This window comes from Methylobacillus sp. DLP286 (assembly GCF_056636515.1).
Genome location: NZ_CM153145.1, coordinates 2,582,039 through 2,594,953 on the forward strand (window position 1 = coordinate 2,582,039; position 12,915 = coordinate 2,594,953).

Below are 12,915 nucleotides of genomic sequence, written 5' to 3' on the forward strand. Positions count from 1 at the left end.
AATTATGGTGTATGGGCTGACAGGAAACTGTCAGCCTTCACCATTTTAAGAAGTTAGAAGACAGCAGTCCCGTCGGGCTGCTGTCTTCTGCCCTCTATCCTCAGGAGATGCTATGAGCTATTCCTTTACCGAAAAGAAACGTCTGCGTAAAAGTTTCGCCAAGCGTGAAAGCGTGCAGGAGGTTCCTTACCTGCTCGCCATGCAATTGGAGTCTTACGCTGCATTTTTGCAAGCTGAAGTCCATGCCGACAAGCGTACAGACACAGGCCTTCAAGCAGCATTCAGTTCGGTTTTTCCTATTGTCAGCCATTCCGGCAATGCGCGACTGGACTTTGTCAGTTATAACCTCGGCCAGGAGCCGTTCGATGTCAAGGAATGTCAGCAGCGTGGTTTGACTTACGCCGCTCCTTTGCGCGTCAAGGTCCGCTTGACCATTATGGATAAAGAGGCTTCCAAACCTACCGTCAAGGAGGTGAAGGAGCAGGAAGTCTACATGGGTGAATTGCCACTCATGACAGAAAACGGGTCTTTTGTGATCAATGGCACCGAGCGTGTCATCGTTTCGCAATTGCACCGCAGCCCCGGCGTGTTCTTCGAGCATGACCGCGGCAAGACCCACAGCTCGGGCAAGCTGTTGTTCTCCGCACGTATCATTCCTTACCGTGGCTCATGGCTCGACTTCGAGTTCGACCCCAAGGATTATTTGTATTTCCGTGTCGACCGCCGTCGCAAGATGCCGGTGACCATTCTCCTGAAAGCGCTCGGCTTCACGCCAGAGCAAATTCTGGAAACATTCTACGATTTTGACACCTTCCATATCGCCAAGAAGGGCGTGCAGTTCGAGCTGGTGCCGGAGCGCCTGCGCGGCGAAGTAGCCAAGTTCGACATCCTGGACAAGGATGGCAAGGTCATCGTTGCCAAGGACAAGCGCATCACCGTCAAGCACATCCGCGACATGGAAAAGGCTGGAATCAGCAAGATCACTGTACCTGAAGAGTTCCTGCTGGGCCGTTCCTTGGCTGCCGGCATCGTGGACAAGTCCACTGGCGAAGTGGTTGCCAATGCCAATGACGAAGTGACGGAATCCTTGCTGGACAAGCTGCGCGAAGCGGAAGTTAGCAAGATCAGCACTTTGTACGCAAATGATCTCGATCATGGCGACTATATCTCGCAAACATTGCGTATTGATGAAATCCCGGATGAATACAGCGCGCGTGTTGCCATCTACCGCATGATGCGTCCTGGCGAGCCGCCGACCGAGGAAGCAGTACAGGCGTTGTTTGAAGGCTTGTTCTTCAACGAAGACCGTTATGACTTGTCTTCCGTAGGCCGCATGAAGTTCAATCGCCGTGCTTTCCCTGAGAAGATTGAAGAGCGTACCGCAGCATGGTTGCGCCGCTTCTATGAGAAGGTTGGCCCGCAAGGCGCCGAAGGCGCTGGCACGCTGTCTAACGACGATATCCTGGCTGTGATTGCGGTATTGATTGAATTGCGTAATGGCCGTGGCGAAATCGACGATATTGACCATTTGGGCAATCGTCGTATCCGTTCCGTGGGCGAGCTGGCCGAGAACCAGTTCCGCGCAGGCCTTGTGCGTGTCGAGCGCGCCGTGAAGGAGCGTTTGTCGCAAGCTGAGTCCGACAACCTGATGCCGCACGACTTGATCAATGCGAAGCCGGTGTCGAGCGCAATCCGTGAATTCTTCGGCTCCTCGCAGCTGTCGCAGTTCATGGACCAGACCAACCCGTTGTCCGAGATCACGCACAAGCGCCGTGTCTCCGCCTTGGGCCCAGGCGGCTTGACTCGCGAACGCGCGGGCTTCGAAGTGCGTGACGTGCATTCCACGCACTATGGCCGCGTCTGTCCGATTGAAACGCCTGAAGGTCCGAACATTGGTCTGATCAACTCCTTGGCGCTGTATTCCCGCACCAACCAGTACGGTTTCCTGGAAACGCCATACCGCCGCGTAGCGGACAACAAGGTGTCAGACCAGATCGATTATTTGTCCGCGATCGAGGAAAGCCAGTACATGATCGCACAGGCCAACTCCGAACTGGACAAGGCCGGCAAGTTCAAGGAAGACCTGGTCTCTGCGCGTTACCATAACGAATTCACCATGGCGCAGCCGGACCGCGTGCAATACATGGACGTAGCCCCGGGCCAGATCGTATCCGTTGCGGCATCCCTGATCCCGTTCCTGGAGCATGACGATGCGAACCGCGCCTTGATGGGCGCCAACATGCAGCGTCAGGCCGTGCCGTGCCTGCGCGCCGAGAAGGCCGTGGTCGGTACCGGTATCGAGCGTACCGTGGCCGTCGACTCCGGCACCGTGGTAACGGCTCGCCGTGGCGGCGTGGTCGACTATGTCGATTCCAGCCGTATCGTGGTGCGCGTGCACGACGAAGAAGCGGCCGCTGGCGAAGTCGGTGTGGATATCTACAACCTGATCAAGTACACCCGCTCCAACCAGAACACCAACATCAACCAGCGTCCGCTGGTCAATGTCGGCGACGTGCTGGCACGCGGTGACGTGATTGCCGACGGCGCTTCCACCGATATGGGCGAATTGGCACTGGGCCAGAACATGCTGGTCGCCTTCATGCCTTGGAACGGTTACAACTTCGAAGACTCAATCTTGATTTCCGAGCGTGTAGTGGCTGATGACCGCTATACCTCCATCCATATCGAGGAGTTGTCCGTTGTCGCTCGCGACACCAAGCTGGGCGCGGAAGAAATTACGCGCGACATCTCCAACCTGTCCGAGCGCATGCTGGGCCGCCTGGATGAGTCCGGTATCATTTATATCGGCGCTGAAGTCGAAGCGGGCGACGTGCTGGTGGGCAAGGTAACGCCCAAGGGCGAAACCCAGCTGACCCCGGAAGAAAAACTGCTGCGTGCGATCTTCGGCGAGAAGGCGTCCGACGTGAAGGATACTTCGCTGCGCGTGCCGTCCGGCATGTCCGGCACCGTGATCGACGTGCAAGTGTTCACGCGCGAAGGCATCGAGCGCGATGCGCGGGCACAGCAGATCATTGACGATCAGTTGGCCGACTACAAGCAGGACCTGGCCGACCAGATGCGTATCGTGGAAGACGATGCGTTCGGCCGTATCCGCCGCCTGATCGAAGGCAAGGTCGCGACCGGCGGTCCGCAAAAGCTCAAGAAGGGCGAAGCCGTCACTGCAGAATACCTGGAAGGGTTGGCGCGCTATGACTGGTTCGACATCCGCCTGAGCGATGAAGATGCCGCACGCCAGCTTGAACAGCTGCGTGACAGCCTGTCCCAGGCGCGTATCGAGTTCGACAGCAAGTTCGAAGAGAAGAAGCGCAAGCTGACCCAGGGCGATGAACTGCCTCCAGGCGTGCAGAAGATGGTCAAGGTCTACCTGGCCGTCAAGCGCCGTATCCAGCCCGGCGACAAGATGGCGGGCCGCCACGGTAACAAGGGTGTGGTTTCCAAGATCGTGCCGATCGAGGATATGCCGCACATGGCCGACGGTACGCCGATGGACATCGTGCTGAATCCGTTGGGCGTTCCATCGCGGATGAACATCGGCCAGATTCTCGAAGTGCATTTGGGCTGGGCCGCCAAGGGGCTTGGTATCCGTATCGGCAACATGTTGCAGGCGCAAGCCAAGACTGCCGAGCTACGCAGCTTCTTCGAGCAGATATACAACAAGAGCAACGGTAAGCCTGAGGATATCGCTGCCCTGAGCGATGACGAAATCATCGATCTGGCAAGAAACCTCAAGAACGGTGTGCCGTTTGCAACCCCTGTGTTCGATGGCGCGACCGAGGCTGATATCAAGGCTATGCTGGATCTGGCGTTCCCCGATGAAGATCCGCGTACGCAGCAATTGCAGTTCGCTTCCGGCAAGACCCAGGTGACCTTGTTCGACGGCCGTACTGGCGATGCTTTCGAGCGTCCGGTCACTGTGGGCTACATGCACGTGCTCAAGCTGCACCACTTGGTCGATGACAAGATGCACGCTCGTTCTACCGGTCCTTACTCGCTGGTTACCCAGCAGCCATTGGGCGGTAAGGCGCAGTTCGGCGGCCAGCGTTTCGGTGAGATGGAAGTCTGGGCGTTGGAAGCCTACGGTGCATCCTATACCTTGCAGGAAATGCTGACTGTGAAGTCTGACGATGTGTCCGGCCGTACCAAGGTGTACGAAAACATTGTCAAGGGTGAGCACAAGATTGACGCTGGCATGCCAGAGTCCTTCAATGTGTTGGTGAAGGAAATCCGCTCGCTCGCAATCGATATTGATCTTGACCGCAACTAAGGAGAAACGCGCGTGAAAGCTCTATTAGATTTATTCAAGCAGGTCACTCAGGAAGAAGAGTTTGACGCGATCAAGATCGCGCTGGCTTCTCCTGAAAAGATTCGCTCCTGGTCCTACGGCGAGGTCAAGAAGCCCGAGACCATCAACTACCGCACCTTCAAACCGGAGCGGGATGGCCTGTTCTGCGCCAAGATCTTTGGCCCGATCAAGGACTACGAGTGCTTGTGCGGCAAGTACAAGCGCCTCAAGCACCGCGGCGTCATCTGCGAGAAGTGCGGCGTTGAAGTGACGCTTTCCAAGGTGCGTCGCGAACGCATGGCGCACATCGAGCTGGCCAGTCCGGTCGCCCACATCTGGTTCCTGAAGTCCCTGCCCAGCCGTCTGGGCATGGTGCTGGACATCGCCTTGCGCGATATCGAGCGCGTGCTCTATTTCGAGGCATACATCGTCATCGATCCAGGCATGACGCCGCTCACCCGTGGCCAGTTGCTGACTGAAGACGACTACTTGGCCAAGGTGGAGGAGCACGGCGACGAATTCAACGCCGTGATGGGCGCGGAGGCCGTCCGTGAGCTGTTGCGCACCATGGATATCCATACCGAAATCGAGAAGCTGCGCCGCGAACTCGGCGAAACCGGTTCCGAAGCCAAGATCAAGAAGATCGCCAAGCGCCTGAAGGTGCTGGAAGCATTCCAGAAGTCCGGCATCAAGCCGGAATGGATGATCCTGGAAGTGCTGCCTGTGTTGCCCCCTGAACTGCGCCCATTAGTGCCGTTGGACGGTGGCCGCTTCGCGACTTCCGACCTGAACGACCTCTATCGCCGCGTCATCAACCGCAACAACCGCCTGAAGCGACTGCTGGAACTGAAGGCGCCTGAAATCATCGTGCGCAACGAAAAGCGTATGCTGCAGGAAGCGGTAGACTCGCTGCTGGACAATGGTCGCCGCGGCAAGGTCATGACCGGCGCCAACAAGCGTCCATTGAAGTCCTTGGCTGACATGATCAAGGGCAAGGGCGGCCGCTTCCGCCAGAACCTGCTGGGTAAGCGCGTCGACTACTCCGGCCGTTCCGTGATCGTGGTCGGTCCCCAGCTCAAGCTGCACCAGTGCGGCCTGCCGAAGAAGATGGCGCTGGAACTGTTCAAGCCGTTCATTTTCCACAAGCTGGAAGTGCTTGGCCTAGCCACGACCATCAAGGCTGCCAAGAAGAAGGTGGAAGAGGAAGGACCAGAAGTCTGGGATATCCTCGAAGACGTGATCCGCGAGCATCCGGTATTGCTGAACCGTGCGCCTACATTGCACCGTCTGGGTATCCAGGCGTTCGAGCCGACCTTGGTCGAAGGCAAGGCGATCCAGTTGCATCCATTGGTGTGTGCTGCGTTCAACGCCGACTTCGACGGCGACCAGATGGCGGTGCACGTGCCATTGAGCCTGGAAGCCCAGATGGAAGCCCGCACCCTGATGCTGGCATCCAACAACGTATTGTCTCCCGCCAACGGCGAGCCGATCATCGTGCCTTCGCAGGATATCGTCTTGGGTCTGTACTACATGACGCGCGAGAAGAAGGCCGCGCGCGGTGAGGGCATGCGTTTTGCCAATATTGCAGAAGTGCAGCGCGCATACGACAGCGGCCTCGTCGATTTGCATGCCCGTATCACAGTTCGGTTGCGTGAATACGATGTGGAGCTTGATGGTCAGAAGCGCGAGAAGATTACTCGCTATGAAACTACTGTTGGCCGTGCATTGCTGTCAGAAATCCTGCCTGCAGGCCTGCCATTCAGCGTGATTGACAAGGCATTGAAGAAAAAGGAAATTTCCAGGCTGATCAACGCGAGCTTCCGCCGTGTTGGCATCCGCGAGACCGTGATTTTCGCCGACAAGCTCATGTACACAGGTTATACCTACGCAACCCGCGCCGGTATCTCCATCAGCATCAACGATATGCTGGTACCGCCTGAGAAGGAGCAACTGATTGCTTCTGCCGAAGCCGAAGTCAAGGAAATCGAAGACCAGTATGTTTCTGGTTTGGTGACCCAGGGCGAGCGTTACAACAAAGTGGTCGATATCTGGGGCCGCGCCGGTGACAAGGTTGCCGACGCCATGATGAAGCAGTTGCGCGAAGAAACTGTTTACGACGCCGACGGCAAAGTGGCCAAGGATGCAGACGGCAAGGCGATCAAGCAGGAGTCCTTCAACGCGATTTACATGATGGCCGACTCAGGTGCTCGCGGCTCCGCAGCCCAGGTGCGTCAGTTGGCCGGCATGCGCGGCCTGATGGCGAAGCCGGACGGTTCCATTATTGAAACGCCGATTACCGCGAACTTCCGCGATGGTCTGAACGTGTTGCAATACTTCATCTCAACACACGGTGCGCGTAAGGGTCTGGCCGATACGGCGTTGAAGACTGCGAATTCGGGCTACCTGACCCGCCGTCTGGTCGACGTGACCCAAGACCTGGTAGTGACCGAGCATGATTGCGGTACGACAGAAGGCCTGTACACCAAGGCGTTAGTCAAGGGTGGTGAAGTGGTCGAGCCGTTGCATGACCGTATCCTCGGCCGTGTCGCAGCGCTGGATGTGCTGAATCCTGAAACCCAGGAAGTGGTTTATCCGGCAGGCACATTGCTCACCGAAGATGAGGTCGAGCATATCGATGCCTTGGGCATTGATGAAGTCAAGGTGCGTACCGCGCTGACTTGTGATACTCGCTACGGCATTTGCGCCAAATGCTATGGCCGCGACTTGGGCCGTGGCAAGCTCATCAACATGGGCGAGGCTGTCGGCGTGATCGCGGCGCAATCCATCGGTGAGCCTGGCACCCAGCTGACCATGCGTACCTTCCACATCGGTGGTGCGGTATCGCGTGCAGCTTCCGTCAGCCAGGTCGAGAGCAAGTCCAACGGTATCGTGCATTTCACATCGACCATGCGTTATGTGACTAATGCCCGTAACGAGCAGGTAGTGATTTCGCGTAACGGCGAAGCCATCATCCAGGATGAAAACGGCCGCGAGCGAGAGCGTCACAAGGTGCCTTACGGTGCGACCTTGCAGATCACCGATGGCAAGCAGGTCAAGGCCGGCCAGGCATTGGCGACCTGGGATCCGCATACCCGTCCGATCATTACCGAGTACGCTGGTCGCGTGAAGTTCGAGAACGTCGAAGAAGGCGTGACCGTTGCGAAGCAAGTCGATGAAGTGACCGGCTTGTCTTCCTTGGTGGTGATTGATCCGAAGCAGCGTGCCGGTCAATCCAAGGGCCTGCGCCCGCAAGTGAAGCTGCTCGATGCCAATGGCGCCGAAGTCAAGGTGGCAGGTGGTGAAGCGCCTGTGAGCGTGACCTTCCAGCTCGGTTGCATCATTACCGTGAAGGACGGCCAGGAAGTCGGTGTCGGTGAAGTGCTGGCGCGTATTCCGCAGGAATCTTCCAAGACCCGTGACATTACCGGCGGTCTGCCGCGCGTGGCTGAGCTATTCGAGGCACGTTCGCCAAAGGATGCCGGTTTGTTGGCCGAGGTGACTGGTACGATTTCCTTCGGTAAGGACACCAAGGGCAAACAGCGTCTGGTCATTACCGACCTCGACGGTGTTTCCAATGAGTTCCTGATTCCTAAGGACAAGCACGTAACGGCGCATGACGGCCAAGTGGTGACCAAGGGCGAAAGCATCGTCGACGGCCCCGCTGATCCTCAAGACATCTTGAGACTGCAAGGCCGCGAAGCCCTGGCGCGCTACATCATTGACGAAGTGCAGGACGTTTACCGTCTGCAAGGCGTGAAGATCAACGACAAGCACATTGAAGTGATCGTGCGCCAGATGCTGCGTCGCGTACGCATCACCGATGCGGGCGATACCAGCTTCATCTTGGGCGAGCAGGTCGAGCGTGCCGATGTGCTGACAGAGAACGAGCGTGTATTGGCGGAAGACGGACGTCCAGCCAGCTTCGAGTATGTATTGCTGGGTATTACCAAGGCGTCGCTGTCTACGGATTCCTTCATCTCCGCAGCGTCGTTCCAGGAAACCACTCGCGTCCTGACTGAAGCCGCGATCCTGGGCAAGCGCGACGAGTTGCGTGGCCTGAAGGAGAACGTCATCGTGGGTCGATTGATTCCTGCCGGAACCGGTCTTGCCTATCATGAAACACGCAAACGTAATGTTGCAGGTGTAGATTCAGCACCTGCCATCATTGAAGATGCTGGAGATGTGCAGGTGGAAGAAACCTCTGGAAATCCTGAGGTTGCTTGACAACACATTGAACGCTAAATAAAATGCTAAGTTTTCCGGGATGGCGTTTCGCCATCCCGTAATTTTTAGCGGTTAAAATATAAAGGCTAAAGGTTATGCCAACCATCAATCAATTAGTGCGCAAGCCGCGCCAAAAAGTAGTTGCTAAGAGCAAGGTGCCAGCGCTTGAGAGCTGCCCACAAAAGCGTGGTGTATGTACTCGTGTTTACACCACAACCCCTAAGAAACCTAACTCCGCTTTGCGTAAGGTTGCCAAGGTGCGCCTGACCAATGGCTATGAAGTGATTAGCTATATCGGCGGTGAAGGCCACAACCTGCAAGAGCACTCTGTTGTTCTGTTGCGCGGCGGTCGTGTAAAGGACTTGCCAGGTGTGCGTTACCACATGGTGCGCGGTAGCCTGGATACTGCTGGTGTTAAAGACCGTAAGCAGGCCCGCTCCAAGTACGGTGCTAAGCGCCCTAAGGCTGCTTAATCACAGCGGCCCAAAGTTTAAGGAATCGAGAAAGCCATGCCAAGACGTAGAGAAGTTCCCAAGCGTAACATCCTGCCTGACCCTAAGTTCGGTAGCCAGGAGGTTTCAAAGTTCGTTAATGTGCTGATGACCGGCGGCAAGAAGTCGGTTGCAGAGCGTATCCTGTACGGCGCATTTGACCAAATCACACAAAAGAGCGGCAAGGAAGCGCTGGAAGTATTTACCCTGGCAATCGGTAATCTGCGCCCTGTCGTGGAAGTGAAGAGCCGTCGCGTTGGTGGTGCAAACTACCAGGTGCCTGTTGAAGTGCGTCCCGCACGCCGCAATGCGCTGGCCATGCGCTGGTTGCGTGATGCTGCCCGCAAGCGTGGCGAAAAGTCCATGGGTCTGCGTTTGGCTGCTGAGTTGATCGAAGCCTCTGAAGGCCGCGGTGCTGCTATCAAGAAGCGTGAAGAAGTTCACCGTATGGCAGAAGCCAATAAGGCATTCTCGCATTTCCGTTTCTAAACTCAGACAAATTTTAAGTTAGGTAATTACTGTGGCTCGCAAAACCCCTATTGAACGCTATCGCAATATCGGTATCAGTGCGCATATTGATGCTGGTAAAACTACGACTTCTGAGCGTATCCTGTTTTATACCGGGGTTACTCATAAGCTGGGTGAAGTGCATGATGGCGCTGCGACGACTGACTGGATGGAGCAGGAGCAGGAGCGTGGCATCACGATCACCTCTTCCGCTGTGACCTGTTTCTGGAAAGGCATGGATTTGTCCCGTCCTGAGCATCGCATCAACATTATTGACACCCCTGGGCACGTAGACTTTACGATTGAAGTTGAGCGTTCCATGCGTGTGTTGGATGGTGCCTGCATGGTGTACTGTGCGGTGGGTGGTGTGCAGCCTCAGTCCGAGACTGTGTGGCGTCAGGCCAACAAGCACAAGGTGCCTCGTTTGGCCTTTGTGAACAAGATGGACCGTACTGGTGCCAACTTCTTCAAGGTTGTCGAGCAGATGAAGCTTCGCCTCAAGGGTAATCCTGTGCCTGTGGTGATCCCTATCGGTGCTGAAGATACTTTCGCTGGCGTGGTTGACCTCATCAAGATGAAGGCGATCTTCTGGGATGATGCTTCCCAGGGCATGAAGTTCGAGTACAAGGATATTCCTGCCGATCTCGTCGATACTGCCAATGAGTGGCGCGAGAAGATGATCGAATCCGCTGCCGAAGCTTCTGAAGAGCTGATGAATAGGTATCTGGAAAGTGGTGAATTGTCCGAGGCGGACATCATTGCCGGCTTGCGTCAACGCACTATCGCTACCGAAATTCAGCCTATGCTGTGCGGTTCCGCGTTCAAGAACAAAGGTGTGCAACGTATGTTGGACGCCGTTCTGGACTTCTTGCCTTCGCCCGTGGATATTCCTGATGTGGCTGGCGAGAGCGAAACTGGCGAGCCATTGACCCGTAAGGCAGATGATAAGGAGCACTTCTCTGCGTTGGCGTTCAAGCTCATGAGCGATCCATTCGTCGGTCAGTTGACATTCGTGCGTGTGTATTCCGGCGTTCTGACCAAGGGTGAGACGGTTTACAACTCCACCAGTGGTCGTAAGGAGCGTATCGGCCGTATCGTGCAGATGAGCGCGAATGATCGGAATGAGATTGAAGAAATCCGCGCTGGCGACATTGCTGCCTGTATCGGCTTGAAAGATGTCACTACTGGTGAGACTCTGTGCTCGCTGGATCATCCTATCATTCTTGAGCGTATGGTGTTCCCTGAGCCAGTTATTCACGTGGCTGTTGAACCAAAGACCAAGAGTGACCAGGAAAAAATGGGCTTGGCCCTTAGCCGTCTCGCGCAGGAAGATCCTTCTTTCCGCGTGCGTACTGATGAAGAGACCAATCAGACCATTATTTCCGGTATGGGCGAATTGCACTTGGAAATTCTGGTTGACCGCATGAAGCGTGAGTTCAACGTGGAAGCCAATGTTGGCGCTCCGCAAGTGGCTTATCGTGAAGCGATCAAGAAATCTGTCGAAGTCGAAGGCAAGTTCGTCAAACAGTCCGGTGGTAAGGGTCAGTACGGTCACGTATGGATCAAGATGGAGCCGAACGAAGCTGGCAAGGGCTATGAGTTCGTCGACCAAATCAAGGGTGGTACCGTGCCGCGCGAATTCATTCCTGCGGTGGATAAGGGTCTGCGCGAAACTATTCCTAGCGGCGTGCTGGCCGGCTTCCCGGTTGTGGATGTCAAGGTTACCCTGTTTGACGGCTCGTACCACGATGTTGACTCCAACGAAAACGCCTTTAAGATGGCGGCTTCCATGGCGTTCAAGGATGGTATGCGCAAGGCCGATCCGATCCTGCTGGAGCCTATCATGGCGGTTGAGGTGGAAACGCCTGAAGATTATATGGGCGACGTCATGGGTGACTTGTCTTCCCGTCGCGGTGTGATCCAGGGTATGGATGATCTGGCTGGCGGTGGCAAGGCTATCCGTGCAGAAGTGCCTTTGTCTGAAATGTTTGGTTATGCCACAACAGTGCGTTCCTTGACGCAAGGTCGTGCGACCTACAGCATGGAGTTCAAGCACTACTCTGAAGCTCCGAGAAACGTGGCAGAAGCCATTATTAACAAGAAGTAATTGAATAATATCTAAGCAAAATAGAATAGATAATTAAAGGAAACGGAAATGGCAAAAGGTAAATTTGAGCGGACGAAGCCGCACGTAAACGTAGGGACGATTGGACACGTTGACCACGGCAAGACCACACTGACAGCTGCGATCACCACCGTATTGACCAAGAAATTTGGTGGCGAAGCCAAGGACTACTCCCAGATCGACAACGCGCCGGAAGAAAAGGCTCGCGGCATCACCATCAACACCTCCCACGTAGAATACGAAACAGAGACTCGTCACTACGCTCACGTTGACTGCCCAGGCCACGCCGACTACGTCAAGAACATGATTACCGGCGCAGCCCAAATGGACGGCGCTATCCTTGTCGTCTCGGCTGCTGACGGCCCCATGCCACAAACCCGCGAACACATCCTGCTCGCCCGTCAAGTTGGCGTACCCTACATCATCGTCTTCCTGAACAAGGCCGACATGGTCGACGACGCAGAACTGCTCGAACTCGTTGAAATGGAAGTGCGCGAACTCCTCTCCAAGTACGAATTCCCTGGAGACGACACCCCCATCGTCAAGGGCTCCGCCAAGCTCGCCCTCGAAGGCGACCAATCCGACATCGGCGAACCTGCCATCTTCCGTCTGGCAGAAGCCCTGGACAGCTACATCCCGACACCGGAGCGTGCAGTTGACGGCACCTTCCTCATGCCAGTAGAAGACGTATTCTCCATCTCCGGTCGTGGTACCGTCGTGACCGGCCGTGTAGAACGTGGCATCGTCAAAGTTGGCGACGAAATCGAAATCGTCGGCCTCAAGCCAACCCTCAAGACCACCTGTACCGGTGTCGAAATGTTCCGCAAACTGCTCGACCAAGGTCAAGCGGGCGACAACGTCGGCGTACTGCTGCGTGGTACCAAGCGTGAAGAAGTCGAGCGCGGCCAAGTGCTCTCCAAGGTAGGCTCCATCAAGCCGCACACCAAATTCACTGCCGAAATCTACGTGCTGGGCAAGGACGAAGGCGGCCGCCATACCCCATTCTTCAACGGCTACCGTCCACAATTCTACTTCCGCACCACCGACGTGACCGGCGCAGTAGAACTGCCAGCGGGTACCGAAATGGTCATGCCGGGCGACAACGTCTCCATCACCGTCTCCCTGATCGCGCCGATCGCGATGGAAGAAGGTCTGCGCTTCGCGATTCGTGAAGGCGGCCGTACCGTCGGTGCCGGTGTTGTGGCTAAGATCGTAGAGTAAGTCATTCTGGTTGGGCCGCAAGCATTTGATGCCTGCGGCCTTTT

Annotated in this window: 6 protein-coding genes; all 6 read left to right on the forward strand. The window is 56.0% G+C overall.

The genetic code is table 11. The features are described 5' to 3' along the window. Positions 1–112 precede the first annotated feature (112 nt). The 6 genes from rpoB to tuf all read left to right on the forward strand — a co-directional run bounded on the left by rpoB (position 113) and on the right by tuf (position 12,871). Positions 113–4,285 carry a DNA-directed RNA polymerase subunit beta gene (gene rpoB, locus ACWXTG_RS12385; RefSeq protein WP_407997743.1) on the forward strand — a complete coding sequence of 1,391 codons (4,173 nt, stop codon included), beginning with the start codon at positions 113–115 and terminating at the stop codon, positions 4,283–4,285. Positions 4,286–4,297: 12 nt separating this feature from the next. Then, positions 4,298–8,527 (forward strand): DNA-directed RNA polymerase subunit beta', encoded by a 4,230-nt coding sequence (gene rpoC, locus ACWXTG_RS12390; protein ID WP_407997744.1) that lies wholly within the window; start codon positions 4,298–4,300, stop codon positions 8,525–8,527. A 95-nt stretch (positions 8,528–8,622) separates the two neighbouring features. Further along, a complete protein-coding gene (gene rpsL / locus ACWXTG_RS12395) occupies positions 8,623–9,000 on the forward strand; it encodes a 30S ribosomal protein S12 (RefSeq protein ID WP_011478642.1) in 378 nt (125 codons plus the stop codon). A gap of 36 nt (positions 9,001–9,036) precedes the next feature. Next, complete coding sequence (gene rpsG, locus ACWXTG_RS12400) at positions 9,037–9,507, forward strand: 30S ribosomal protein S7 (protein WP_309564189.1); 471 nt, start codon at positions 9,037–9,039, stop codon at positions 9,505–9,507. A 31-nt stretch (positions 9,508–9,538) separates the two neighbouring features. Beyond that, entirely contained in the window at positions 9,539–11,632 is a 2,094-nt protein-coding gene (gene fusA, locus ACWXTG_RS12405; protein WP_407997745.1) for an elongation factor G, read from the forward strand. Positions 11,633–11,680: 48 nt separating this feature from the next. Next, a complete protein-coding gene (tuf, locus tag ACWXTG_RS12410; protein ID WP_407994567.1) occupies positions 11,681–12,871 on the forward strand; it encodes an elongation factor Tu in 1,191 nt (396 codons plus the stop codon). Positions 12,872–12,915: the final 44 nt, after the last annotated feature.

Bases quoted from the DNA above. Each gene is read 5' to 3' on its own strand.
- rpoB (WP_407997743.1), top strand. From the start codon at position 113: ATGAGCTATTCCTTTACCGAAAAGAAACGTCTGCGTAAAAGTTTCGCC.
- rpsL (WP_011478642.1), top strand. From the start codon at position 8,623: ATGCCAACCATCAATCAATTAGTGCGCAAGCCGCGCCAAAAAGTAGTT.
- rpsG (WP_309564189.1), top strand. From the start codon at position 9,037: ATGCCAAGACGTAGAGAAGTTCCCAAGCGTAACATCCTGCCTGACCCT.
- tuf (WP_407994567.1), top strand. From the start codon at position 11,681: ATGGCAAAAGGTAAATTTGAGCGGACGAAGCCGCACGTAAACGTAGGG.